23 protein-coding genes are annotated in these 24,372 nt (G+C 72.0%); 16 read left to right on the top strand and 7 right to left on the bottom strand.

The annotated features are described in order from the left end of the window. Positions 1-66 precede the first annotated feature (66 nt). On the bottom strand, positions 67-1,299 hold the full coding sequence (locus ACFSL4_RS10025) for a glycosyltransferase 87 family protein (RefSeq protein ID WP_381080755.1): 1,233 nt from the start codon (positions 1,297-1,299) through the stop codon (positions 67-69). 141 nt (positions 1,300-1,440) lie between these two features. On the opposite strand from ACFSL4_RS10025, the gene ACFSL4_RS10020 reads away from it, so the two are divergent. Beyond that, positions 1,441-2,583 (top strand): glycosyltransferase family 4 protein, encoded by a 1,143-nt coding sequence (locus ACFSL4_RS10020; protein WP_381080753.1) that lies wholly within the window; start codon positions 1,441-1,443, stop codon positions 2,581-2,583. A 240-nt stretch (positions 2,584-2,823) separates the two neighbouring features. After that, on the top strand, positions 2,824-4,461 hold the full coding sequence (locus ACFSL4_RS10015; RefSeq protein ID WP_381080751.1) for a GMC oxidoreductase: 1,638 nt from the start codon (positions 2,824-2,826) through the stop codon (positions 4,459-4,461). Positions 4,462-4,480: 19 nt separating this feature from the next. On the opposite strand, the gene ACFSL4_RS10010 is transcribed toward ACFSL4_RS10015, so the two are convergent. After that, the gene (locus ACFSL4_RS10010) at positions 4,481-6,277 is read right to left on the bottom strand and encodes an AMP-dependent synthetase/ligase (protein WP_381080749.1); all 1,797 of its coding nucleotides are present in this window, start codon (positions 6,275-6,277) and stop codon (positions 4,481-4,483) included. A 308-nt stretch (positions 6,278-6,585) separates the two neighbouring features. Between ACFSL4_RS10010 and ACFSL4_RS10005 the strand changes: the two genes are divergently transcribed. The 6 genes from ACFSL4_RS10005 to ACFSL4_RS09980 all read left to right on the top strand — a co-directional run bounded on the left by ACFSL4_RS10005 (position 6,586) and on the right by ACFSL4_RS09980 (position 11,801). Then, positions 6,586-7,383, top strand: coding sequence for a metallophosphoesterase family protein (locus ACFSL4_RS10005; protein ID WP_381080747.1), 798 nt, complete (start codon positions 6,586-6,588; stop codon positions 7,381-7,383). A gap of 181 nt (positions 7,384-7,564) precedes the next feature. Continuing rightward, entirely contained in the window at positions 7,565-8,011 is a 447-nt protein-coding gene (locus tag ACFSL4_RS10000) for an SRPBCC family protein (protein WP_381080745.1), read from the top strand. Positions 8,012-8,093: 82 nt separating this feature from the next. Then, the gene (locus ACFSL4_RS09995) at positions 8,094-9,272 is read left to right on the top strand and encodes an ArsA family ATPase (protein WP_381080743.1); all 1,179 of its coding nucleotides are present in this window, start codon (positions 8,094-8,096) and stop codon (positions 9,270-9,272) included. A 113-nt stretch (positions 9,273-9,385) separates the two neighbouring features. Then, entirely contained in the window at positions 9,386-9,898 is a 513-nt protein-coding gene (locus ACFSL4_RS09990) for a DUF5304 domain-containing protein (protein WP_381080741.1), read from the top strand. A gap of 103 nt (positions 9,899-10,001) precedes the next feature. Further along, positions 10,002-10,955: an ROK family glucokinase gene (locus tag ACFSL4_RS09985; RefSeq protein WP_381080739.1), complete on the top strand. Its 954-nt coding sequence runs from the start codon at positions 10,002-10,004 to the stop codon at positions 10,953-10,955. 90 nt (positions 10,956-11,045) lie between these two features. Continuing rightward, positions 11,046-11,801, top strand: coding sequence for an endonuclease/exonuclease/phosphatase family protein (locus tag ACFSL4_RS09980; protein ID WP_381080737.1), 756 nt, complete (start codon positions 11,046-11,048; stop codon positions 11,799-11,801). A 16-nt stretch (positions 11,802-11,817) separates the two neighbouring features. Here ACFSL4_RS09980 and ACFSL4_RS09975 read toward each other — a convergent pair whose 3' ends face one another. Together ACFSL4_RS09975 and ACFSL4_RS09970 are read right to left on the bottom strand one after the other, a co-directional pair. Further along, the gene (locus ACFSL4_RS09975) at positions 11,818-12,441 is read right to left on the bottom strand and encodes a hypothetical protein (protein ID WP_381080735.1); all 624 of its coding nucleotides are present in this window, start codon (positions 12,439-12,441) and stop codon (positions 11,818-11,820) included. Beyond that, positions 12,434-13,213, bottom strand: a complete 780-nt coding sequence (locus ACFSL4_RS09970; protein WP_381080733.1) for an alpha/beta hydrolase — start codon at positions 13,211-13,213, stop codon at positions 12,434-12,436. Before ACFSL4_RS09970 ends, ACFSL4_RS09975 begins: the two co-directional genes overlap by 8 nt. Before the next feature lie 150 nt (positions 13,214-13,363). Between ACFSL4_RS09970 and ACFSL4_RS09965 the strand changes: the two genes are divergently transcribed. From ACFSL4_RS09965 to ACFSL4_RS09945, 5 genes are all read left to right on the top strand, one after another. After that, a complete protein-coding gene (locus ACFSL4_RS09965; protein ID WP_381080856.1) occupies positions 13,364-14,134 on the top strand; it encodes a lysophospholipid acyltransferase family protein in 771 nt (256 codons plus the stop codon). Between the two features lie 33 nt (positions 14,135-14,167). Continuing rightward, positions 14,168-15,406, top strand: coding sequence for a MacS family sensor histidine kinase (gene macS / locus ACFSL4_RS09960; protein ID WP_381080731.1), 1,239 nt, complete (start codon positions 14,168-14,170; stop codon positions 15,404-15,406). Next, on the top strand, positions 15,403-16,095 hold the full coding sequence (locus ACFSL4_RS09955; protein ID WP_381080729.1) for a response regulator: 693 nt from the start codon (positions 15,403-15,405) through the stop codon (positions 16,093-16,095). The genes macS and ACFSL4_RS09955 overlap by 4 nt, the downstream gene beginning before the upstream one ends. Positions 16,096-16,314: 219 nt before the next feature. Next, positions 16,315-17,343 (top strand): 6-phosphofructokinase, encoded by a 1,029-nt coding sequence (locus tag ACFSL4_RS09950; RefSeq protein ID WP_381080727.1) that lies wholly within the window; start codon positions 16,315-16,317, stop codon positions 17,341-17,343. A 145-nt stretch (positions 17,344-17,488) separates the two neighbouring features. Further along, the gene (locus ACFSL4_RS09945) at positions 17,489-18,490 is read left to right on the top strand and encodes a 2-hydroxyacid dehydrogenase (RefSeq protein ID WP_381080725.1); all 1,002 of its coding nucleotides are present in this window, start codon (positions 17,489-17,491) and stop codon (positions 18,488-18,490) included. Here ACFSL4_RS09945 and ACFSL4_RS09940 read toward each other — a convergent pair. Next, positions 18,436-20,346, bottom strand: coding sequence for an anthranilate synthase family protein (locus ACFSL4_RS09940; RefSeq protein ID WP_381080723.1), 1,911 nt, complete (start codon positions 20,344-20,346; stop codon positions 18,436-18,438). The genes ACFSL4_RS09945 and ACFSL4_RS09940 overlap by 55 nt on opposite strands. Positions 20,347-20,440: 94 nt before the next feature. Next, positions 20,441-21,022, bottom strand: coding sequence for a trp operon leader peptide (locus tag ACFSL4_RS09935; RefSeq protein ID WP_381080721.1), 582 nt, complete (start codon positions 21,020-21,022; stop codon positions 20,441-20,443). Positions 21,023-21,322: 300 nt separating this feature from the next. Between ACFSL4_RS09935 and ACFSL4_RS09930 the strand changes: the two genes are divergently transcribed. Beyond that, positions 21,323-22,675: a class II 3-deoxy-7-phosphoheptulonate synthase gene (locus tag ACFSL4_RS09930; protein WP_381080719.1), complete on the top strand. Its 1,353-nt coding sequence runs from the start codon at positions 21,323-21,325 to the stop codon at positions 22,673-22,675. A 150-nt stretch (positions 22,676-22,825) separates the two neighbouring features. Next, positions 22,826-23,086 (top strand): (2Fe-2S)-binding protein, encoded by a 261-nt coding sequence (locus ACFSL4_RS09925; protein ID WP_381080717.1) that lies wholly within the window; start codon positions 22,826-22,828, stop codon positions 23,084-23,086. On the opposite strand, the gene bfr is transcribed toward ACFSL4_RS09925, so the two are convergent. Further along, positions 23,083-23,562, bottom strand: coding sequence for a bacterioferritin (bfr, locus tag ACFSL4_RS09920; RefSeq protein WP_381080715.1), 480 nt, complete (start codon positions 23,560-23,562; stop codon positions 23,083-23,085). The genes ACFSL4_RS09925 and bfr overlap by 4 nt on opposite strands. Before the next feature lie 153 nt (positions 23,563-23,715). On the opposite strand from bfr, the gene ACFSL4_RS09915 reads away from it, so the two are divergent. Continuing rightward, positions 23,716-24,348, top strand: a complete 633-nt coding sequence (locus ACFSL4_RS09915; RefSeq protein WP_381080713.1) for a sulfite oxidase-like oxidoreductase — start codon at positions 23,716-23,718, stop codon at positions 24,346-24,348. The last annotated feature ends 24 nt before the right edge of the window (positions 24,349-24,372 follow it).

Raw genomic sequence — 24,372 nt, 5'->3', positions numbered from 1 at the left:
GATCTCCTGGGCGCTCGCCCTCTCCACGGCGCTGCAGTGGGGCGGGCTGCTCCTGCCGGCGCGCCGTCAGGAGGGCGTCAGCGTCTCCTGGGTGCGGGCGGCCTGAGGCGGTACGGTCGGGGCGGGCCGCGAGACGGTGCCGAGCCACAGCTCCCGGGCGGCGGTCACCGTGGCCAGCGCCAGCAGGCCGTTGCGCACGAGCAGCAGTGAGACGCCGAGCCGGTCGCCGGCGACGACGTCCGCGAAGAAGACGGGGAACTCCAGGACGGTCGCGAGGCAGCCGGCCAGGACCAGCCCCGCGGGCAGCGCCATCCGGCTGCCGTGGAAGCACAGGCAGACGGCCGCGAGCCCGACCAGCCACACCATGTACTGCGGGCTGATCACCCTGCTGGTGACCGTGGACATCAGTACCGCCGCGAAGGCCGCGTCCGCGAGTGTGTGCACGTGCATGCGCCGGACGCTCACCCGCCACAGCAGCAGCCAGCCGAAGGCGCCGGCGGTCAGGAACAGGGCGGCGGTGCTGATCCAGTCGACGTACGGGCCGGCGAACTCCACCGAGCCGTAGTGGAAGACCACCCGGCCGCTCCAGCCGGCGTGCCGGGCCACCTGGAAGACCAGCGCGCCCAGCGACTCGACCTCGGTGCCGCGGTCGCGCTGGGAGGTCAGGAAGGAGAAGGCGCCGGGCATCGTCAGACCGAACAGCAGGGCGAGGCCCCCGGCCACCACCGCCGCGGACACCCAGGCCCGGCGCCTGACGGCGGCCACCAGCAGCAGCGCCGGCCACGCCTTCAGCAGCGCGCCGAAGCCCGCGAGCGCGCCCATCACCCGAGGGTGGCGGGTCCCGGCCAGCAGCGCGGCGACCGCCACCGCCGTCACCATCACGTCGTAGCGCGCGTACACGGTCGGGCCGAGCAGCGGGACGCCGATGGCCCAGACCCAGGCGCCGCGCAGCGTGCTGCCGGGGCGCATTCCCGCGGACTGCAGCAGGCAGAAGACCGTGAGGTCGGCGAGGAAGGCCAGCACGTAGAAGCCCTGCGCGTAGTCGAGGAAGGGCAGCAGCGCGGGGGAGAGGACCGCGAGCGCGGCGGCGGGCGGGTACTGCCAGGTGACGTCGTCGTGCGGGAAGGCCCCGGTGCGCAGGGTGCCGTACCAGCCGTGGTAGATCACGGAGACGTCGGTGGTGACGTCCGGGCCGGGGAAGGCGCGCACCTTGAAGACGAGGAGCAGCAGGGCCAGTCTGCTCAGGCCCCAGGTGACGAGCAGCCAGACCGGGAACCGTCGTGTGTCCGTGATGCCCACCTGAGCCCCTGTTCCTGTCGTGTCGTCCCCTTGGCGCCGTGAAGGGCCATGATTCCGCGTCAGCCCGTGCCAGGGCCATGAAGCGCGGCCGTGCACGGCAGTGGGGACGGCCGCACGCCGGGTTCGGTACTGTCGACGGCGATGCACAAGACGCTGATCGTGACCAACGACTTCCCGCCCCGCCCGGGTGGCATCCAGGCGTTTCTGCACAACATGGCGCTGCGCCTGGACCCCGGGCGGATCGTCGTCTACGCCTCCACCTGGAAGCGCGGCAGGGAGGGCGCCGAGGCGACGGCCGCCTTCGACGCCGAGCAGCCCTTCCCCGTCGTACGGGACCCGACCACGATGCTGCTGCCCACGCCGGGGGCCACCCGGAAGGCGGTGGGGCTGCTGCGGGAGCACGGCTGCACGTCGGTGTGGTTCGGGGCGGCGGCGCCGCTCGGCCTGATGGCGCCGGCGCTGCGGCGAGCGGGGGCCGGGCGGCTGGTGGCGACCACGCACGGGCACGAGGCGGGGTGGGCCCAGCTGCCCGCGGCGCGCGGCCTGCTGCGCCGGATCGGCGAGGCCACGGACACGATCACCTACCTGGGCGAGTACACGCGCTCGCGGATAGCCTCCGCGCTGACACCCGCGGCGGCCGGACGCATGGTGCAGCTGCCGCCCGGGGTCGACGAGAAGACCTTCCACCCCGGCTCGGGCGGCGACGAGGTGCGGGCCCGTCTGGGGTTCACGGACCGGCCGGTGGTGGTCTGTGTGTCCCGGCTGGTCCCGCGCAAGGGGCAGGACACCCTGATCCGGGCGATGCCGCGGATCCTGGCCAAGGAGCCGGACGCGGTACTGCTGATCGTCGGCGGCGGGCCCTACGAGCGGGACCTGCGCGGGCTCGCGCACGAGACCGGGGTCGCGGGCGCGGTCCACTTCACGGGCCCCGTCCCCTGGTCGGAGCTGCCGGCGCACTACGGGGCGGGCGACGTCTTCGCGATGCCGTGCCGCACCCGCCGGGGCGGCCTGGACGTCGAGGGCCTGGGCATCGTCTACCTGGAGGCGTCCGCCACGGGCCTCCCGGTGGTCGCCGGCGACTCGGGCGGCGCGCCGGACGCGGTGCTGGACGGCGAGACGGGCTGGGTGGTCCGCGGCGGGTCGGCGGAGGAGACCGCGGATCGTGTCATCGTCCTCCTCGGCGACCCGGAGCTGCGCCGCCGGATGGGGGAGCGGGGCCGGCAGTGGGTCGAGGAGAAGTGGCGTTGGGACCTGCTGGCGGAACGGCTCAGGGAACTGCTGTAGCCGCCCGCCCTAGGGGGTGTTTCGAAAGTCCCGCACAGCACCCACGGCGCCCGGCGCGCTCCCCCGGGCTCTTCGAGCAGGGGGCACCCGCACTCGCCGCACCGGCCGAAACCCCGAGTACGTCCAGTACGAGGGCTTTCGTCCGGCACGCCGAGAGCACGCACCGGACACCGCGGGCACCGCACAGGACCTTCGAAACACCCCCTAGGCGGAAGCCGAAAATCCGCCGATGCTGCGTGCATGACAGAAAAACTGACGCACCATCACCTGAGTAGACGTCACATCCTCGGCATCGCCGCCCTCCAGACGGCGGCCGCCCTGGGATTCACGCGCATAGGTCTGCAGTCCGCCGAAGCGGTCGAGCCCGCCGCGGTCGAAGCCGTCCCCGCCATCGTCATCGGCTCCGGCTACGGCGGCGCCGTGGCAGCCCTGCGCCTCGGCCAGGCCGGCATCCGCACCCTCGTCCTGGAGATGGGCCGCCTGTGGAACACCCCCGGCCCCGACGGTAGGGTGTTCTGCTCCACCACGGCCCCGGACCAGCGGTCGATGTGGTTCCGCACGCGCACCGAGGCCCCGCTCGCCACCTTCCTGTGGCTGGACGTCGTCAACAAGAACATCAGCCCCTACCCGGGCGTCCTCGACCGTGTGCACTTCGACGCCATGTCCGTGTACGTGGGGCGCGGCGTCGGCGGAGGCTCCCTCGTCAACGGCGGGATGGCCGTCACCCCCGTCCGGTCGTACTTCGGCGAACAGTTCCCCACCGTCGACGCCAACGAGATGTACGGCACCTACTTCCCGCGCGCCCGCGCCATGCTCGGTGTCAACACCGTCGACCCCGACTGGTTCGAGTCGACGGAGTGGTACCGCTTCGCCCGCACCTCCCGGAAGGCCGCGGCGAACGCCGGTCTGAAGACGACCTTCGTGCCGAACGTCTACGACTTCGGCTACATGCAGCGGGAAGCGGCGGGCACGGCGACCAAGTCCGCGCTGGCCGGCGAGGTCATCTACGGCAACAACCACGGCAAACGCAGCCTCGACAAGACCTACCTGGCCTCCGCGATCGGCACCGGCAACATCACGATCAACACCCTGGAGCGGGTCCGGGACATCCGACGGCAGGCCGACGGGACGTATCTGCTGACCACCGACCGGATCGACGCCGGCGGCGCGGTCGTCGGGACCGGGCAGTACTCGTGCACGTACCTCTTCCTCGGCGCCGGCAGCCTCGGCACCACCGAGCTGCTGGTGCGGGCACGGGAGACCGGCGCCCTGCCGGCGCTCGACGCCAGCGTCGGCACCGGCTGGGGAACGAACGGCAACGTGATGCTCGGCCGCGCCAACCACCTCTGGGACACCGTCGGCGCCGACGAGTCCACCATCCCCGTCCTGGGCATCGACGACTGGGCCAACGCCGACAACCCCGTCTTCGCGGAGATCGCCCCGCTGCCCATGGGCCTGGAGCACTGGATCAGCCTCTACCTGGCGATCACCAAGAACCCGGAGCGCGCGTCGTTCTCGTACGACCCGGCGACGGACTCCGCGAAACCGGGCTGGACGGCCGCCCAGAGCGCGGTGTCCGTGAGCATGGCGAAGAAGCTCTTCGACCGGATCAACGCGGCCAACGCGACGATCTACCGCTACGACCTCTTCGGCTCCGCGAGCAAGGCGTTCGCCGACGACTTCACCTACCACCCGCTCGGCGGCTGCGTCCTGGGCCGGGCGACCGACGACTACGGCCGCGTGAAGGGCTACCCGAGGCTGTACGTCACCGACGGCTCCCTCGTGCCCGGCTCCATCGGCGTCAACCCGTTCCTCACCATCACCGCGCTCGCGGAACGCACCATGGCCCGGGTCCTCGCCGAGGACACCGCGCCATGACGTGAGGCGGTGGGGCCCGCTACTTCCGGTAGATGGCCTCGATCTCGTCCGCGAAGTCCTTCGTCACCACGTTGCGCTTGAGCTTCAGGGACGGCGTGAGGTGGCCCGACTCCTCGCTGAACTGGGAGGGGAGAATGCGGAACTTCCGCACCGATTCCGCCTTCGACACCGCGGCGTTGCCGTCGTCGACCGCGTCCTGGACCGCCGCGAGCAGATCCGGGTCCTCGCGCAGCGACGCCGCGGTGGAACCCGCCGGCTTGCCGCGCTCGGCGGCCCAGCGCTCCAGGAACTCCTCGTCGAGAGTGATCAGCGCGCCCACGAACGGCCGTCCGTCACCCACCACCATGCACTCCTGGACCAGCGCGTGCGCCCGGATGCGGTCCTCCATCACCGCCGGGGCGACGTTCTTGCCGCCCGCGGTGACGATGATCTCCTTCTTGCGGCCGGTGATCCTCAGATAGCCGTCCTCGTCGAGGGTGCCGATGTCACCGGTGTGGAACCAGCCGTCGGCCAGTGCCTCGGCGGTCGCGGCCTCGTTGTTCCAGTACTCCTTGAACAGGTGCTCGCCGTGCAGCAGCACCTCGCCGTCGTCCGCGATGCGGATCACGGAACCCGGCAGCGGCTGGCCGACCGTACCGATCTTCTGCCGGTCCCAGGGGTTGAACGCGGTCGCCGCACAGGACTCGGTCAGGCCGTAGCCCTCCAGGACCGTGAAGCCGATGCCGCGGAAGAAGTGGCCCAGGCGCTCGCCGAGCGGGGCGCCGCCGGAGATGGCGTACTCGCCGCGGCCGCCCAGCACCGCGCGCAGCTTGCCGTAGACGAGCTTGTCGAACGCCTTGTGCTTGATCTTCAGCCCCAGGGACGGGCCGGACGGGGTGTCCAGCGCGCGGCTGTAGGCGATCGCCGTGTCCGCCGCCTTGTCGAAGATCTTCCCCTTGCCGTCGGCCTGCGCCTTGGCACGCGCCGAGTTGTAGACCTTCTCGAAGACGCGCGGCACCCCGAGGATCAGCGTCGGCCGGAACGCGGCGAGTTCGTCGGTGAGGTTCTTGATGTCGGGGACGTTGCCCAGCTTGATCGGAGCCATCATCGGGGCCACCTGCACCAGGCGCCCGAAGACATGGGCGAGCGGGAGGAACAGCAGGACGGAGCACTCGCCGGTGCGGAAGAGGGGGCGCAGCCGCTCGACGATGTTCCCGCACTCGGCGAAGAAACTGCGGTGGGTGAGCACACAGCCCTTGGGGCGCCCGGTGGTTCCGCTGGTGTAGACGATCGTCGCGGGATCGTCGGCCCGGGCGATCGAGCTGCGCTCCTCGACCGTCTCGTCGCTGACGTCCCGGCCGGCCCGGCCCAGCTCCTCGACGCCCCCGGCCTCGATCTGCCAGACGTGCTTGAGGGCGGGCAGCCGGTCGCGCACCGACTCGACGGCCGCGGTGTGGGCGTCCAGCTCCACGATGCAGGCGGTGGCACCGGAGTCGCTGAGGATCCACTGCACCTGCTCCGGCGAGCTGGTCTCGTACACCGGTACGGTGATGGCGCCCGCGCTCCAGATCGCGAAGTCGAGCAGCGTCCACTCGTAGCGGGTGCGGGACATCAGGCCCACCCGGTCGCCCGGCTGGACACCGGAGGCGATGAGCCCCTTCGCCGCTGCCCGCACCTCGGCGAGGAAGGCGACGGCGGTGACGTCCTGCCACGTACCGCCGACCTTCCGGGCGATGACGGCGACGTCGGGGTGCTGCGCGGCGTTTCTGCGGACGATGTCGGTCAGATTTCCGTCCGCAGGGACCTCGTACAAAGCCGGAAGGCTGAACTCGCGCAAGACTGCTGCTCCTCATAGGGCGCCGACGCCACGACTCCGTGTGCTGCGACGGTGCGGTCCAAGGCTCGGGGAGGTGCGCAGGGTTCTTCCTCCGAAGTCGTTGGTTGAAACCCTGAGCACGACTGGACTGCCCGGACGTTACCCGCCGGTATGGCTTTTCCGACAGGGGGGCCCGACGAGATGTTCCGCGCGTCACACGGCTTGGCGTTCCTTCGCGCACAGTAGTCCAGGCCGTTCCCGGCGGGCCAGTAACCGCAGGTCCGGACGTCACTGTTCACCTATGTCCCACAGCCCTACGCTTGATCGTCATGGCACCCACACCGGGCGGTAACCCGAGGACGCGCGTTCATGTGGTCAGCGACGTGCACGGCAACGCGCGGGATCTGGCCGGGGCCGGCGACGGGGCGGACGCCCTGATCTGCCTGGGCGACCTGGTCCTCTTCCTGGACTACGCCGACCACTCCCGCGGGATCTTTCCCGATCTGTTCGGCGCCGAGAACGCCCGCCGGCTGGTGGAGCTGCGCACCGCCCGCCGTTTCGCGGAGGCGCGGCGGTTCGGAGCCGGGCTGTGGGCCGGTGTGGGCCAGGACCGCGCCTCGGCGATCGAGCGGGCGGTCCGCAGACAGTACGCCGAGCTGTTCGCCGCGTTCCCCACCCCGACGTACGCGACCTACGGCAATGTCGACATGCCTGCCCTGTGGCCGGAGTACGCGGGCCAGGGGGTGCGGGTGCTCGACGGCGAGCGGGCCGAGATCGGCGGCTGGACCTTCGGCTTCGTCGGCGGCGGACTGCGCACCCCCATGCGGACCCCGTACGAGATCAGCGACGAGGAGTACGCGGCGAAGATCGAGGCGGTGGGAGAGGTGGACGTGCTGTGCACCCACATCCCGCCGGAGGTCCCCGAGCTGGTGTACGACACGGTGGCGCGCCGTTTCGAGCGCGGCAGCCTGGCCCTGCTGGACGCGATCCGCCGCACCAGGCCGCGGTACTCCTTGTTCGGCCATGTCCACCAGCCCCTGGTGCGGCGGATGCGGATCGGGGCGACGGAGTGCGTGAACGTGGGGCACTTCGCGGGCAGCGGCAGGCCCTGGGCGCTGGAGTGGTGAGCGGCCGGTGCCGGGGAGGGGAGGGGCGCCAGGGACCGCGGCGCCCGGCGTGCCGGGCCGGTGGCCGAACCGCAGGTGGGGTGGTACCGGCGGGGCGCGTGCGCGGTAGCCTTCACGCTGCACCCGTGCGCGCGTGCGCACCACCCTCCCTCAACGGACCGCATCTGGAGGAGCCACGGCGATGGCGGAACACACCAGTTCGAGCATCACGATCCAGGCGGCTCCGGCCGATGTCATGCGGGTGATCGCCGACTTCGCGCGCTACCCGGACTGGACGGGCGAGGTGAAGGAGGCGGAGGTCCTCTCCACGGACGGGCAGGGCCGCGCGGAGCAGGTGCGCCTCGTCATGGACGCGGGCGCGATCAAGGACGACCAGACACTGGCCTACACCTGGACGGGCGACGGCGAGGTCTCGTGGACCCTGGTCAAGTCCCAGATGCTCCGCTCCCTGGACGGCTCCTACCTGCTGAAGCCGGCGGGCTCGGGCGGCACGGAGGTGACGTACCGGCTGACGGTCGACGTCAAGATCCCGATGCTCGGCATGATCAAGCGCAAGGCGGAGAAGGTCATCATCGACCGGGCGCTGGCGGGGCTGAAGAAGAGGGTGGAGTCCGGGACCGCCGGGTAGCCGCCCGGCCCGCCGGAGCCGTGGCCGGCGGCCCGGCGTCATGGCCGGCCCGGCGGGGAACGCCCGGGTAGCGTTCACCGTCATGCGCACCATCCTGATCACCGGCCCCGGCGGCTGCGGCCGCACCACCGTCGCCGCGGCCACCGCGCTGGACGCCGCCCGCCGGGGCACCCGCACCCTCCTGCTCAGCGCCGACCGCACCGACACCCCCGGTGCCCTGCTCGGCGCCGGCACCGGCGCCCGTCCCGCCGAGACCGCCCCCTGCCTCACGGTCCGGCGGCCCGACGCGGCCGCAGGCTTCCGGGACGACCTCGTCGCCTTCCAGAACCGTGCGGCCGGCGCGCTCGACCTCGTCGGCGCGGCCCGGCTGGACGCCGAGGAGGTCACCCCGCTGCCCGGCGCCGAGGAACTCGCCGTGCTGCGCGCCCTGCGCGACGCCGCGCTCTCGGAGGCGTACGACCTCCTCGTCGTCGACCTGCCCCCCGTCCCGCAGGCGCTGGCCCTCCTCGCCCTCCCCGAGGAACTCCGCCGCTATCTGCGCCGGCTGCTCCCGCCGGAGCGGCAGGCGGCCCGCGCCCTGCGCCCCGTGCTCGGCCGGCTCGCGGGCGTCCCCATGCCCGCCGAGTGGCTCTACGAGACCGCCGCCCGCTGGGACCTCGAACTGGCCGCCACCGAGGCCGTCGTCGCCGACCGCGCCACGAGCGTGTGGCTGGTCGCCGAGCCGGGCCCGGCCGGCGCCGACGCCGTCCGCACCGCCGTCACCGGCCTCGCCCTGCGTGCCCTGCGCCCCCAGGCCCTGATCGCGAACCGCGTCCTGCCCGACACCGCCCACGACGCCTGGCTCGCGGGCCTCGCCGCCCAGCAGCGCAAGACCCTGGAGGAGTGGCAGGGGACGTACGGGGCGCACACCGTGCACAGGGTGCCGCACCTCGGCCGGGACCCGCGCGGCGCGGACGACCTCGCCCTGCTCGCCGGTCCCGCCGTCAACGAGGCGCCGCCCCCGGTCGAGTGGCCCGTGACGGACCTGCTCGCCGAGGACGGGGTGCTCGTGTGGCGGATCCCGCTGCCCGGCGCCATACGCGACGAGCTGGACCTCGTCCGGCGCGGCGACGAGATCGTGGTGACCACGGGCCCCTTCCGCCGGATCGTCCCGCTGCCGTCCGCCCTGCGCCGCTGCACCGTGGCGGGCGCGGCGCTGCGCGAGGGCGAGCTGAGCATCCGCTTCGCGCCCGACCCGCAGCTGTGGCCGCGCCGGGCGTGACCCGGGGCGCCCCGGCGCGCGCACCGGGGCGCGCACCAGGGCCGCGCACACGATGAAGCACGTACCCCCGTTCGGGTAACGTCGGGGGTACGAACCGCAGTCAGGAGTCCGCCATGAGCGAAGAGCGCCCCACGTCCGACGCCGCTCAGGAGGAGGCCGCCGACACCGAGGCGCGGGCGACCGACGCCGACGCATGGGCGAAGGCGTGCGCCGAGGACCTCGCCGCGGAGAAGGACCGCCGCCGCGCCCGGTACGGGCCGCCGCCCGCCTCGGCCGCCGAGGAACTGCGGCGGCTCGTCGACGCCGTCGCCGACAAGCTGTCCGGTCTGCAGACCCCGTTGCTGGGAACCGCGGCGTCGGGCGCCGCCCAGCAGATGGTCCAGCAGGCGGTGCGGCAGGCCAAGGCCGCGATGGAACCGGTGATCGAGCGCAACCCGGACGTCTTCGACCACCTCGCCGCGGCCGGCTCGGAGTTGCTCGCTGCCTACCGCTCCGCCGTCGAGGCCCAGGAGCGGCGCTGGACGACCGGCGGCGCCCCCGGTCACGGCCCCGGCGACGGCCCCGGCCACGGCCCCCGCGGGCAGGAGGGGGAGCAGGGGCCGGGGGAGCGCATCGACCTCGACTGAGGCTCGGCCCAGGGGCGTCTCGGGGACCGGCAGCACTCCGACACCCTCCGGTCACCTCGGGTACGGTTGGCCGTAGCGGGGCTCGACCGAAACTGAGGGATTCATGGGACTCACCATCGGCGTCGACATCGGTGGCACGAAGATCGCGGCCGGTGTGGTCGACGAGGAAGGCAGCATCCTCTCGACCCACAAGGTGCCGACTCCGGGCACGCCCGAGGCCATCGTGGACGCCATCGCCGCCGCCGTCGAGGGCGCTCGTGCCGGGCACGAGATCGTCGGCGTCGGGATCGGCGCCGCCGGGTACGTCAACCGCCAGCGCTCCATGGTCTACTTCGCGCCGAACATCGACTGGCGCCAGGAGCCGCTGAAGGAGAAGGTCGAGGCCCGCGTGGGCCTCCCGGTGGTCGTCGAGAACGACGCGAACGCGGCCGCCTGGGGCGAGTACAAGTTCGGCGCGGGCAAGGGCCACCGCAACGTCATCTGCATCACGCTCGGCACCGGCCTCGGCGGCGGGATCATCATCGGCAACAAGCTCCGCCGCGGGCACTTCGGCGTGGCCGCCGAGTTCGGCCACATCCGGATGGTGCCGGACGGCCTGCTGTGCGGCTGCGGCTCGCAGGGCTGCTGGGAGCAGTACGCCTCCGGCCGCGCCCTCGTGCGGTACGCGAAGCAGCGCGCCAACGCCACCCCCGAGAACGCCGAGGTACTGCTCTCGCTCGGGGACGGCACCCCCGCGGGCATCGAGGGCAAGCACATCTCCATGGCCGCCCGCCAGGGCGACCCGGTGGCCGTGGACTCCTACCGCGAGCTGGCCCGCTGGGCGGGCGCGGGTCTGGCCGACCTGGCCTCCCTGTTCGACCCCTCCGCCTTCATCGTCGGCGGCGGCCTCTCGGACGAGGGCGAGCTGGTCCTCGACCCGATCCGTAAGTCGTACAAGCGCTGGCTGGTCGGCGGCAACTGGCGCCCGGTCGCCGAGGTCATCGCCGCCCAGCTGGGCAACAAGGCGGGGCTGGTCGGCGCCGCCGACCTGGCCCGGGAGCCAGACCCGATCATGTGACGTCCGGCCGCGCGCGACGGTGCCCGCCGAGCCCCGCCCGGGGACGGCGGGCACCCCCGTAGCTGCCGCGGCGGCGTATTCTCGATCGGCATGGCGACGACCTTCACGCTGCCCAACTCCCTTACCGAAGCCGACGGTTCGGCCGTCGTCCGGGTGCTCAGCTACAACATCCGCTCAATGCGCGACGACACCGGCGCGCTGGCCCGTGTGATCGGCGCCTGCGCCCCCGATCTCGTGCTCGTCCAGGAGGCACCCCGCTTCTTCCGCTGGCGCAAGAAGCTCGCCCGGCTCGCGGCGGCCTCGGATCTGGTGATCCTCTCGGGCGGCGCCACGGCCGCCGGACCCGCCCTGCTGTGCTCGCTGCGCGCCACGGTCGAGCGCACCGAGGACGCGCTGCTCCCGCTCACCCCAGGACTGCACCGGCGCGGCTTCGCGACGGCGGTCGTGCGGTTCGGCGGGGCCCGGCTCGGTGTCCTCAGCTGCCATCTGAGCCTGCGGCAGGACGAGCGCTACGACCAGGGCGGCATGCTCCTCGACCGGCTCGCCGGGATGGGCGTCCGGCACGCGGTCGCGGGCGGCGACCTGAACGAACGCCCGGGCGGACCGACCTTCGAGCGCCTGGCCGCCCGTCTCCAGGACGGCTGGGTCACCGCACCGTGGGGCGGCGAGTACACCTGGACGCCCGCCGACCCGTACCAGCGCATCGACGCGATCTTCGCCACGCGGGGCGTCGAGGTCCTCGGCTGCGGTGTTCCCCTCGGCCACCCGGGGGTGACCCGGGCGGACCTGAGGGCGGCCACCGACCATCTGCCGGTGCTGGCCGCCCTCAGGGTTCCCGCGTCGTAGCGGTTGCCGGCGCGGGTCAGACGACCGCGCCGCGCCCCGGATCGCCGTCGTCCTCGTCGTCCGTCTTCATACGCACCACCAGCGTCACGAAGCCGCCGAGGAAACCGCCGACGCCGAGCGTGGCGAGCCACCAGGTCATCTCCCAGCCGAGCAGGACCGCCAGCAGGAGCAGGACGGGACCGCCGATCACCGCGAGCCAGGCGAACTTCGCCGTCGTGTCGGCCGCGGGCAGCGGCGGTGGCTCCGGCGGCACGAAGTGCCCCTCGTCGTCCTCGTCGAAGTCGTCGTCGGACGGCTCCGGCGGGCTGTAGTCCCGCGGACCGACGCCGGGCGCGAAGGCGACCGAGCTGCCCAGCGGCTTCGCGGGCCCGTCCCCGGCACCGTCGTCCGTGCCGTCGTTCGTGCCGTCGTCCGTGCGGCCGTCCGTGCGGCCGTCCGTGCCGTCGTCCGTGCGGCCCGCCTCCTGCTTCGGCTCCGGCAGCGCCAGGTCCTCGATCGGCTTGAACGGCCTGCTGCCCGGCGGGTCCGGCGGCTCCTCGCCGTACCCCGCCACGATCGCCGCCCAGGCGGCGTCCTCGTCGAAGGGCACGCCCTTCTCGTCCGGCTCGCGGCCCTCGCGGTCGGAGTCGTGCTCAGCCACCTGCGGCCGTCCCTTCCTTGCCGACACTCGGCGCGAGCCGGCCGATGAACGCGAGGCTCTCCTCGAAGATCCGGTCCGCGTCATGATCCAACGTCGCCACGTGGTAGCTCTGTTCCAGCAGGATCTCCCGGACGTCGGCCGACGACACCCGGCTGAGGACCCGGGCCGAGTCGGCCGGGGGCACCACGTGGTCCTGCGGGCTGTGCAGGAGCAGCAACGGCTGGGTGACCTGCGGGAGCTCGCCGTCGACCAGGCGGAAGAAGTTCCGCAGGGAGTGCGCGGCGTGCAGCGGCACCCGGTCGTACCCGAGCTCCGTGCTGCCCTCCTTCGCGATGTCGCTGGCGATCCCCTTCGTCGAGGGCACCAGATGGCGGACCACCGGCAGGGCGTACGCGGCCAGGCCGTGCACCTTGTTGGCCGGGTTGACGACCACGACGCCGCTGACCGCGTCCCCGTGCCGGGCGGCGAGCCGCAGCGCCAGGGCGCCGCCCATGGACAGACCGGCCACGAACACCTGCGCACAGCTGTCGCGCAGGGTGCGCAGTTCCCGGTCCACCTCCGCGTACCAGTCCTGCCAGCCGGTGAGCTGCATGTCCTCCCAGCGGGTGCCGTGCCCGGGCAGCAGCGGCAGCGAGACGGTGAGGCCGCGCTCGGCGAGATACTCCGCCCAGGGGCGCAGCGACTGGGGGGAGCCGGTGAAGCCGTGGCAGAGGAGGACGCCGACCTCCCCGCCGTCGTGGCGGTACGGCTCGGCTCCGGGGAGGACCGGCACGTTCGGTCTCCTGTTCATGGAAGGGGCTGGGCACGTCGATTGCAGGTACTTCACCGTACGCGACGGCACTGCCACCGAACAGGGCCGTCGGGGCCTTTGCCGGTGGGGCGCGTTAAGGTCTGATCGACACACACGGGAGGCAGTCGGTTGTTGTACGGCGCGATGAAGGTATCCATCGGGGGGCCGCTGAAGCTCGCCTTCAGACCCTGGGTGGAGGGCATCGAGAACGTTCCGGCCGAGGGCCCCGCCATCCTGGCGAGCAATCACCTGTCGTTCTCGGACTCGTTCTTCCTGCCCGCGGTCCTCGACCGCAAGGTGACCTTCATCGCGAAGGCGGAGTACTTCACCACGCCCGGAGTGAAGGGCCGGCTCACCGCCGCCTTCTTCAAGGGGGTGGGGCAGTTGCCCGTCGACCGTTCCGGTGCCCGGGGCGCGGGCGAGGCCGCCGTCAGGAGCGGCATCGAAGTCCTCGAGCGCGGCGAGTTGTTCGGCATCTACCCGGAGGGCACCCGCTCGCCCGACGGCCGCCTCTACCGGGGCAAGCCCGGCGGCCTGGCCCGCGTGGCGCTCGCCACCGGCGCGCCGGTCATCCCGGTCGCCATGATCGACACCGAGAAGATCCAGCCGCCCGGGAAGATCATCCCCAAGCTGATGCGCCCGGGCATCCGCATCGGCAGGCCGCTGGACTTCAGCCGCTACCGGGGCATGGAGCACGACCGCTTCGTGCTGCGGGCGGTGACCGACGAGGTCATGTACGAAATCATGAAGCTCTCCGGCCAGGAGTACGTCGACATGTACGCGACCGCCGCCAAGCGGCAGATCGCGGAGGCGGCGAAGGCGGGGAAGCAGGCGCAGAAGGATGCCGGACAGGCACACGGGGACACGGAGAAAGCAGCCGTGAGCGAGCGGCCGGGCTCCTAGGGGCGCGGTCGTCCGGCTCGGGGGCGGGGGGACATGGCCAGGAGCGAGCGGGTCATCAGAATGTCGGTCGAACAGCCGCTGTGGCGTGCGCTCATGGCGTACCGCGTGCTCACCATGGTGTACGCCGTCGCTCTCTTCGCGACGGCCTACGACAGGTTCGCCCGGCCCTGGCTGGCCGTCGCCTACTTCGTCGTGCTGTGCGGGTGGACCCTGGCCACGCTGCCCAGGGTGGCGAACGCGGCGAGCTGCACCCGGTGGTTCCTGGCCGTCGACCTCACCGTCGCGCTCACCGGCATCCTCCTCACCCCCCTCGCCGACACGCATGAGCGGGTCCTCTCGGGTGGTCCGACGCTGCCGTCGATATGGACCGCCGGGTCGGTCCTCGCCTACGCCGTCAAGGGCGGCTGGCGCTGGGCGGCCTTCGCCTCCACGACGGTCGCCGTGGTGAACCTGGTCGAACGCGGTGCCCCGGCCCGCGACACCGTCCACAACGTGATCCTGGTGTGGGTCGCCTCCATCGCGATCGGATACGTCGTCGAGGTCGCCCGCGCATCCGAGCGCACCCTCGCCCGCGCCCTGGAGATCGAGGCCGCGACCCGGGAACGGGAGCGGCTGGCCCGGGACATCCACGACGGCGTCCTCCAGGTGCTCGCCATGGTGCAGCGACGCGGTTCCGCGCTCGGCGGCGAGGCCGCGGAGCTGGGCCGGCTGGCGGGCGAGCAGGAGGTCGCGCTGCGGACGCTGGTCTCCGGCGGGCTGGCGGCCCCCTCGCGGGTGTCGGAGGACGCCGCGCTCGGCGCGGTCGTCCGGGCGGTCGACGAGCCGGACGCCGAGAAGGGCCCGGTCGACCTGCGCTCCCTGCTCGCTCCGTACGCCGGGGCCCGGGTGATGCTCTCCGAGCCCGGCTCCCCGGTGCCGCTCCCGCCGGCCGCCGCCCGTGAACTGGCCGCGGCCGTCGGTGCCGCCCTCGACAATGTGCGCAGGCACGCCGGGGAGACGGCCCGGGCCTGGATCCTGGTGGAGGACGAGCCGGACGGCGTCGCGGTGACGGTACGGGACGACGGGCCCGGCATCCCGGAGGGCCGCCTCGCCCTGGCCGAGGGCGAGGGACGGCTCGGGGTGGCCCAGTCGATCCGCGGCCGGCTGCGCGACATCGGCGGCACCGCCGAACTGATCTCGATCCCGGGTCAGGGCACGGAAGTGGAACTGAAGGTACCGAAGGAAGTGGCGGGCGGCCCGGGGGCCGCACGGGGGAAGACGGAGCGGCGATGACGGCAAACACCACCGGTGCGCGGCAGGAACCGATCAAGGTCATGGTGGTCGACGATCACCCCATGTGGCGCGACGCCGTCGCCCGTGACCTGGCCGAGTCCGGATTCGACGTGGTCGCCACCGCGGGCGACGGCGAGCAGGCGGTGCGCCGTGCCCGGGCCACCGCGCCCGACGTCCTGGTCCTGGACCTGAACCTGCCCGCGAAGCCGGGCGTCCAGGTGTGCAAGGAACTCGTCGGCACCGACCCGGCGCTGCGGGTCCTGGTGCTGTCGGCGAGCGGCGAGCACGCGGACGTGCTGGAGGCGGTGAAGTCGGGTGCGACGGGCTACCTGCTGAAGTCGGCATCCACTCAGGAGCTGATCGACGCGGTGCGCCGCACGGCGGTCGGCGACCCGGTGTTCACGCCCGGCCTCGCGGGCCTGGTGCTCGGCGAGTACCGCCGGCTCGCCTCGGAACCGGCCCCCGCCGCGGACGCCGACGAGCCACGGGCACCACGGCTCACCGAGCGGGAGACCGAGGTGCTGAGGCTGGTCGCCAAGGGCCTGAGCTACAAGCAGATCGCGGAGCGCCTCGTCATCTCGCACCGCACCGTGCAGAACCACGTCCAGAACACCCTGGGCAAGCTCCAGCTCCACAACAGGGTGGAGCTGGTGCGGTACGCGATCGAGCGGGGGCTGGACGAAGACTGAGGTGCCGCGAGCCGGGCTCGCGCACCGCGAGCCGAGCGCACATTCGGGAGTGAACGGCGGGCGCGCGATCCCATGCCCACCTTCGAGTGAAGTCTGATTTGCGCCGAGTGATCAACTGCTGGGCGATGCACCGGAATTGACCCTCCGTGCCACGCGGAAGTGACGTGGGTCACCATTAGCGTGACCCGCATCAGGCAACCGCGGCGAAGGGACTTTTCCATGCGGGTCGGAGTATTGACCGGAGGCGGCGACTGCCCCGGGCTCAACGCCGTCATCCGGGGCGTCGTCCGCAAGGGCGCGCAGGAGTACGGCTATGACTTCGTCGGCTTCCGGGACGGCTGGCGGGGGCCCCTGGAAGGTGACACCGTCCGGCTCGACATCCCCGCCGTGCGCGGCATTTTGCCCCGCGGCGGCACGATCCTCGGCTCCTCGCGGACCAACCCCCTCAATCAGGAGAACGGCATCCGCCGCATCAAGGACAACCTCGCCAAGGAGGAGGTCGACGCGCTCGTCGCGATCGGGGGCGAGGACACCCTCGGAGTCGCGGCGCGCCTGGCCGACGAGTACGGCGTCCGCGTCGTCGGCGTACCGAAGACCATCGACAACGACCTCTCCGCCACGGACTACACCTTCGGCTTCGACACCGCCGTCAACATCGCGACCAAGGCGATCGACCGCCTGCACACCACCGCGGAGTCGCACATGCGGGTCCTGGTCGTGGAGGTGATGGGACGTCACGCGGGCTGGATCGCCGTCCACTCGGGGCTGGCCGGCGGGGCGAACGTGATCCTCATCCCCGAGCAGCGCTTCGACGTGGACCAGGTCTGCGCATGGGTGACGTCCCGGTTCAAGGCGTCGTACGCGCCGATCGTGGTCGTGGCCGAGGGGGCGATGCCGAAGGACGGCGACATGGTGCTCAAGGACGAGACGCTGGACTCCTTCGGGCACGTCCGCCTCTCCGGTGTCGGCGAGTGGCTGGCGAAGGAGATCGAGAGGCGCACGGGCAAGGAGGCCCGTACGACCGTCCTCGGGCACGTCCAGCGCGGCGGCACGCCGAGCGCCTTCGACCGCTGGCTCGCCACCCGGTTCGGCCTGCACGCCGTCGAGGCGGTCCGCGACGGTGACTTCGGCAAGATGGTCGCGCTGCGCGGCACGGACGTGGTCCGCGTACCGATCTCCGAGGCCACGGCCAGACTGAAGACGGTCGACCCGAAGCTGTACCAGGAGATCGGTGTCTTCTTCGGCTGACGGCGGCCAGCGCCGAGCCGCTGTCCCGCGGGGCACCGGCACCCGCAGGACGGCGGCGGTCCGGCTCCGCTCCCGCCCCCCGCCGCGCGCCGGGCCCGTATATTCGGCGGTGTCAGGCAGTTCCGGCCCGACCCTGGAGGGTTTCGTGGAGATTGTGGCGTTCGGCGTGCAGGCCGACGAGAAGCCCCTGCTGGAGAAGGCGTTCGCGGGCCACCACGACATCCGCTGCCTCGATGTCTTCCTCAACGAGGACACGGCCCCCATCGCGGTGGGCCACGACGTCGTCTGCACCAGCGTCAACTGCGAACTCGGCGAGCGCGTCCTGCAGACCCTGGGGGCCGGCGGCACCCGGATGATCGCGCAGCGCTCCACCGGCTTCAACAACATCGACCTCACGGCCGCCGAACGCCTCGGCATGACGATCGCCCGGGTCTCGTACTACTCGCCGTACTCCGTGGCCGAGTTCGCCTGGGCCCTGGGCATGGCCGCGTGCCGCCGTGTCGTCCGCGCCTGCAACCGCACCCGCGACTTCGACTTCCGCCTCGACGGACTGATGGGCCGCGACATGCACGGCCGCACCGCGGGCGTCCTCGGCACCGGCAAGATCGGCGAGGCGTTCTGCCGGATCGCCCACGGCTTCGGCATGAAACTCCTCGGCTGGGACATCGCCGAGAACCCGGCCTGTGTCGCCCTCGGCATGACGTACGTCTCCAAGGAGCGGCTGCTCGCCGAGTCCGACCTGGTCAGCCTGCATGTCCCGCTGATGCCCGCGACGCAGCACCTGATCGACGCGGCCGCCCTGAAGACCATGAAGGACGACGCGATCCTGGTGAACTCCAGCCGCGGCGGCCTCATAGACACCGCGGCCCTCGTCGCCGAACTGCGCGAGGGCCGTTTCACCGGTGTCGGCCTGGACGTGTACGAGGCGGAGGCGGGCCTGTTCTTCCTGGACAAGTCCCTGGAGGCGATCGAGGACGACACCCTGGCCCGCCTCGTCACCTTCCCGAACGTCCTGGTCACCTCCCACCAGGCGTACTACACCGTGGACGCCGTGACGCAGATCGTCGACGCCACGGTGCGCAACGTCCTCGACTACAAGGCCGGCCGCCGTTCCGAGAACGTGCTCGTGCCCGCGGCGGCCGACTGAGCCAGCAGCTCCCGCACGATCGCGGCGCCGTTCACCGACAGCACCGACTCCGGGTGGAACTGGACGCCCGCGACCGCGTTCATGGGCGTGCCCGGGGCACGACGCGGCCCGCGCAGCGCGTGCACCTCGCCGCCGGCGCCGCGGCTGACCTCGACGCCGTGTGCGGCCAGCCCGGCCGGCGCCGCGTCGTCGCAGCGCGCCACGAAGCTGTTGTAGAAGCCGACGGTCTCCCGCCGCCCGAACAGGTCGATCTCCATCTGCGCGCCCTGGTGGGGGACCTCCTTGCGGACGATCTCCAGGCCCAGCTCCGCCGCGATCAGCTCGTGGCCGAGACAGACGCCGAGCACACCGTGCCGGTGCCCCCGGACGAGTCCGGCCGTCAGCTCCCGCAGGAACCGCATCTTGGGGTCGGTCACGTCCGAGGGGTCGCCCGGCCCCGGGCCCAGTACCACCGGGCCCTCGTGCCCGAGCACCGCCTCCCGCAGCCCGGGCTCGTCGTACCGGCGCACGGTCACCTCCAGCCCCGAAGACCGCAGGACGTGCGCGAGCATCGCCGTGAACGTGTCCTCGCCGTCGACGACGAAGGCATGTCCGGTCAGGTCGCGGGCCCGCTCCTGCATCCGCAGCCAGAACGGCGCCAGCGAGGCCCGCCGCCCGGCGAGCGCGGCCTGCACCCGCGGGTCGTCCGCCAGCCTCGGCCGTACCCGCTCCTCGCGCGGCCGGCCGGGACGCACCCCCAGCGCCGCCAGCACGCCGGCCGCCTTGGCGTGCGTCTCCGCGACCTCGCCCGCCGGGTCCGAGCCCCGCACCAGCGTGGCGCCGACCGGCACCCGCAGCCGTCCGTCCGCGCCGATGTCCGCGGTGCGGATGAGGATGGGGGAGTCGAGGGTCTGGGCCCCCGCGCACCGGCCGAGCAGCGCGAGCGCTCCCGCGTAGTAGCCGCGGCCCCCGACCTCGTGCCGTTCGATCACCCGGCAGGCGTTCTGCACGGGCGAGCCGGTGACGGTCGCCGCGAACATGGTCTCCTTCAGCACCTCGCGCACGTCGAGGGTGGACCGCCCGCGCAGTTCGTACTCCGTGTGCGCGAGGTGGGCCATTTCCTTCAGCCGCGGCCCGACGACCACCCCGCCCATGTCGCCGACCGTGCACATCATCTTGAGCTCCTCGTCGACGACCATCGACAGCTCCTCGATCTCCTTGCCGTCGGCGAGGAAGGCGAGCAGGTCCTCGGGTGTCGGGCGGTCGGCGGGATAGCGGTACGTACCGCTGATCGGGTTCATCACGACGGTCCCCCCGGACATCCGCACATGCACCTCCGGGCTGGCCCCGACCAGCGTCCGGTCCCCCGTGTGCACCACGAACGTCCAGTACGCGCCGCGCTCGCCGACCAGCAGCCGGCGGAACAGCGCGAGGGCGTCGGCCCGGCCGAACCCCGGGATCCGCCCCTCGTAGGTCCGCCGGATCACGAAGTTCGCGCCCTCGCCGGCGCCGATCTCGTTCCGCAGCACCCGTCCGACGATCTCCGCGTACCGCTCGTCGTCGACGTCGAAGCCGGCGCCCTCCACCGGCACCTCGTGCGCCGGCAACTGCGCGAGCGCGTCGGCGAGCGGGATCGTGTACGAGTCCTCGGGCACCAGCACCGCCAGCGGGGTGCCGTCGTCACGGACGCCGAAGCCGCGCTCGCGGATCTGGCGGAACGGGATGAGCGCCAGGCATGCGTCGGGCAGGTCGGCGAGGCGCTCGCACTCGGTGACCTGGCCGAGGAACACCTCGACGGTGTTCTCGTCGTGGCCCGGCGTGCGGCGGCGCAGCAGGGCGAACGGGCGGGGATCCTCGAACAGGTCGGGCAGGTGCATGGGTCCGTATTCCTTCTCGGATGGGAGGAACGGACCCCGGACACACCGAAGGCCGCCCCTCGGGCGGCCTTCGCGAAGTCTGCGTACGCGCAAGTCAGTGGGCCGCCGGATGAGCGGTCCACCACCAGTTCTGGTGCGTCGGCACGTACATGCGAGGCACCTTAACGCATGCGCCCGCGGCGCCGTAGCCCGTCCCCGAGTGGGGGACAGCCACGGCGCCGCGGGCGGTGTGCCGGTGTACGACCATGTGGCGCTGGTACCGGGCGAGGAGCGCGGCACCCGCCCGGATGCCCTGCTCGACGTCGCTCTTCACCTTCTCGGGCGAGGCGTCGATCAGGCCGGCCGCCCTGTCCGGGGTGTGCAGCCGTGGGTCGCCGGTGCCGACCGGCTTCTCGCGCAGGCTCTTGAGCGCCCGCTGGGCGTCGAAGTGCTTCTCGACGGCCGGGGCGCCGCTGAGGTTCATGTGGTCGAGCCGGTGCTCGCGCTGCCGGGCGTCGCCGTGGCCGTTTCCGAGATCCTCGGCGTCGACGTCCGTGAGCCCCATGACGTTGTAGGCGCCGGTGGTGCTGGGCGGTCCGTCGTGGTCCTCCCGGAGTGCCTGCCGGTAGGAGAGCGTCATGAGCACGCTGACCGGCACATGGAATTCCCCGGCGGCCTGCTCGAAGTCGTTCTGCAACCGGGCCCCGGGGGGCGGCCTGTGCGTCGTTCGAGCCGAGGAGGCCGGGCGCCGCCGGGGCCGGCGTTCCGGCCGTCGCGGCGACGGCCGCGACCGCGGCCGCACCGTCGTCGAGATCGGTGCGCCGGAGCGATGCTCACCCTGTCGTTGCGGCACGGATGCGTGAAGACGGCATCTCTGCCGGCCGGCGTCGAGGGAGCGCATGCTGTCACCCCTGGGGCCGACGGGCCCTGGGGGAGGGCTGTCTCGCCTGTCGAGCCGGGCCGAAATCACCGGACACGACCCCGTAAGGTTGGGACTGTGACCGTGAACGCTAAGTCCAGCGCAAGCGCTGGCAACACCTGGCGAGACCTGCCCGCGGCGCAGCAGCCCGAGTACCCCGACCCCGAGGCTCTGCGCGAAGTGATCGCGGAGCTCGAGTCGTATCCGCCGCTCGTCTTCGCCGGCGAGTGCGACCAGCTGCGCGCCCGGATGGGAGCCGTTGCCAGGGGCGAGGCGTTCCTGCTGCAGGGGGGCGACTGCGCGGAGGCCTTCGACGCGGTGTCCGCCGACCACATCCGCAACAAGCTGAAGACGCTGCTCCAGATGGGCGCCGTGCTCACGTACGCGGCCTCGGTGCCGGTCGTGAAGGTCGGCCGGATCGCCGGCCAGTACTCCAAACCGCGCTCCAAGCCGATGGAGACCCGCGACGGAGTGACCCTGCCGAGCTACCGGGGCGACTCCGTCAACGGCTTCGAGTTCACCGAGGCGGCCCGCATCCCGGACCCCGAGCGGCTGAAGCGGATGTACCACGCCTCCGCCTCGACGCTCAACCTGGTGCGCGCCTTCACCACCGGCGGCTACGCCGATCTGCGCCAGGTGCACGCCTGGAACCAGGACTTCGTGAGGTCGTCGCCGTCCGGGCAGCGCTACGAGCAACTGGCGCGGGAGATCGACAACGCACTGAACTTCATGCACGCCTGCGGGGCGGACCCGGAGGAGTTCAGGACCGTCGAGTTCTTCTCCTCGCACGAGGCGCTGCTGCTGGACTACGAGTCGGCGCTGACCCGGGTCGACTCGCGCACCGGGCAGCTGTACGACGTGTCCGCGCACATGGTGTGGATCGGTGAGCGCACCCGCCAGCTGGACGGCGCGCACATCGAGTTCGCCTCGAAGATCCGCAACCCGATCGGCATCAAGCTCGGCCCGACGACGACGGCCGAGGACGCGCTGCAGTACATCGAGCGCCTGGACCCGGAGCGTGAGCCGGGCCGGCTGACCTTCATCGTCCGCATGGGCGCCGACAAGATCCGCGACCGGCTCCCCGAGCTGGTGGAGAAGGTCACGGCGTCGGGCGCGGTGGTGGCCTGGGTGACCGACCCCATGCACGGCAACACCTTCGAGGCGGCCTCCGGGCACAAGACCCGCCGCTTCGACGACGTGCTCGACGAGGTCAAGGGCTTCTTCGAGGTCCACAAGGCGCTGGGCACCCACCCGGGCGGCCTGCACATGGAGCTGACCGGCGACGACGTCACCGAGTGCGTGGGCGGCGGCGACGAGATCTTCGTCGACGATCTGCACCAGCGCTACGAGACGGCCTGCGACCCGCGGCTGAACCGCAGCCAGTCCCTCGACCTGGCGTTCCTCGTCGCCGAGATGTACCGGGACCAGTAGCCGGCGTCGGGGCACCGGCACCGGTGGGGCGCGGATCACCTGAGATCCGCGCCCCACGCCGCTTCTCCGGCCCCTGTGCGCCAGGTAAGGTTAGGTTTGCCTCGCCGATCAGTCGGGTCGGGTGGCACGGCCCGTCCGATCCGGTGGGAGGTGAACCGCGTGTACGTCTGCACCTGCTTCGCCGTGACCGAGGCCCAGGTCAGGCGGTACGCGGAGGACGGCGCCCGCACTCCCCGGCAGATCGCGTCGGCCTGCAAGGCCGGCACCGACTGCGGTTCCTGTGTGCGGCGGATCCAGGCGCTGCTGGGCAGGGACAGCGTCCCACGCCGTGCGGCGGTCGGTGGGATCGGTCCCGTCCTGTCCGCCCAGGACCGGTCCGGCGCACCGAGCGGACTCGAGGAAGCGGCCTAGCCCTCGGGCTGTTCGATGACCTGGGAGAGGTACAGCCCCTCGCCGAGTTTCTCCAGCAGGTCCAGCTGGGTGTCGAGATAGTCGATGTGGTGCTCCTCGTCCTTGAGGATCGACTCGAAGATGTTCGCGGACGTGATGTCGTCCTTCTCCCGCATCAGCCGGATCCCGCGTCTGAGCCGGTCGATCGCCTCGATCTCGATCTGCCGGTCGGCCTCGAACATCTCCTTGGCGGTCTGGCCCACCCGCACATGGAAGAGCCGCTGGTAGTTCGGGAGCCCCTCCAGGAAGATGATCCGGTCGGTGAGCACCTCGGCGTGCTTCATCTCGTCGAAGGACTCCCGCCGCGTGTACGCCGCGAGCTTGTACCAGCCGAGGTTCTCCTGCATCTTCGCGTGCAGGAAGTACTGGTTGATCGCGGTCAGCTCGCCGGTGAGCTGCTCGTTGAGGAATTCGATGACCTCGGGGTCGCCCTGCATCGTGCGGGCTCCTTCCAGGCGGGGACTGGCGGGTTGCGCCGCATGATCGCATCGACACCCGGAACCGTCCAGTAAGTTCACGCTTACTATGGGATGTCCCGGTTTGTTCTGGGTGGGTCCTGCACACCCCGCGCGGTCTGTCAGGATGGAGTCATGGGCCATCCGGTGGAGCGAGAGTCTGGAGCAGCAGCACGGTCCGAGCTTCCCCCGGGACAGCGACTGCAGCGGGGATGGCCGGTCACGCACTACGGTCCGGTACCCAGGTTCCGTCCCGACCGCTGGGAGTTCGGGGTCTTCGGCGCCACCGCGGACGGCGAGAAGCACTGCTGGACCCACGAGGAGTTCACCGCGCTGCCGTACGCCACCGTCGTCGCCGATCTGCACTGCGTCACGAAGTTCAGCATGGTCGGCGCCGAGTGGGGCGGTGTCCCGGCGCGCACGATCCTGGAGATCGCCCCGCCGGCGCCCGCGGTCACCCACGTCATGGTGTGGGCGGAGTACGGATTCAGCTCGAATCTGCGCCTCGCCGACTTCGCCTCGGACCGCACGATCTTCGCCACCCACAAGGACGGCGAGCTGCTCACCGCGGAACACGGCTTTCCGCTGCGCCTGATCGTTCCGCACCTGTACGCCTGGAAGGGCCCCAAGTGGGTACGTGGCGTCGAGTACATGACCGCCGACCGCCGAGGCTTCTGGGAGGAACGCGGGTACCACAACATCGGCGACCCGTGGAAGGAGCAGCGCTACTCGTACCAGGAGGAGCCCGGGGACGGCCCCGAGCTCTGAGCCACGCAAGCGTGACCCGCCGGT

It is taken from the genome of Streptomyces caeni (assembly GCF_042678285.1).
In the GTDB taxonomy this organism is placed as follows: domain Bacteria; phylum Actinomycetota; class Actinomycetes; order Streptomycetales; family Streptomycetaceae; genus Streptomyces; species Streptomyces caeni.
This window is presented reverse-complemented; position numbering and strand designations above follow the sequence as displayed.

Bases quoted from the DNA above. Each gene is read 5' to 3' on its own strand.
- ACFSL4_RS09995 (WP_381080743.1), top strand. From the start codon at position 8,094: ATGCGCACCATCCTGATCACCGGCCCCGGCGGCTGCGGCCGCACCACC.
- ACFSL4_RS10015 (WP_381080751.1), top strand. From the start codon at position 2,824: ATGACAGAAAAACTGACGCACCATCACCTGAGTAGACGTCACATCCTC.
- ACFSL4_RS09990 (WP_381080741.1), top strand. From the start codon at position 9,386: ATGAGCGAAGAGCGCCCCACGTCCGACGCCGCTCAGGAGGAGGCCGCC.
- ACFSL4_RS09955 (WP_381080729.1), top strand. From the start codon at position 15,403: ATGACGGCAAACACCACCGGTGCGCGGCAGGAACCGATCAAGGTCATG.
- ACFSL4_RS10005 (WP_381080747.1), top strand. From the start codon at position 6,586: ATGGCACCCACACCGGGCGGTAACCCGAGGACGCGCGTTCATGTGGTC.
- ACFSL4_RS09950 (WP_381080727.1), top strand. From the start codon at position 16,315: ATGCGGGTCGGAGTATTGACCGGAGGCGGCGACTGCCCCGGGCTCAAC.
- ACFSL4_RS09915 (WP_381080713.1), top strand. From the start codon at position 23,716: ATGGGCCATCCGGTGGAGCGAGAGTCTGGAGCAGCAGCACGGTCCGAG.
- macS (WP_381080731.1), top strand. From the start codon at position 14,168: ATGGCCAGGAGCGAGCGGGTCATCAGAATGTCGGTCGAACAGCCGCTG.
- ACFSL4_RS09985 (WP_381080739.1), top strand. From the start codon at position 10,002: ATGGGACTCACCATCGGCGTCGACATCGGTGGCACGAAGATCGCGGCC.
- ACFSL4_RS09940 (WP_381080723.1), bottom strand. From the start codon at position 20,346: ATGCACCTGCCCGACCTGTTCGAGGATCCCCGCCCGTTCGCCCTGCTG.
- ACFSL4_RS10020 (WP_381080753.1), top strand. From the start codon at position 1,441: ATGCACAAGACGCTGATCGTGACCAACGACTTCCCGCCCCGCCCGGGT.
- ACFSL4_RS09980 (WP_381080737.1), top strand. From the start codon at position 11,046: ATGGCGACGACCTTCACGCTGCCCAACTCCCTTACCGAAGCCGACGGT.
- bfr (WP_381080715.1), bottom strand. From the start codon at position 23,562: ATGCAGGGCGACCCCGAGGTCATCGAATTCCTCAACGAGCAGCTCACC.
- ACFSL4_RS10000 (WP_381080745.1), top strand. From the start codon at position 7,565: ATGGCGGAACACACCAGTTCGAGCATCACGATCCAGGCGGCTCCGGCC.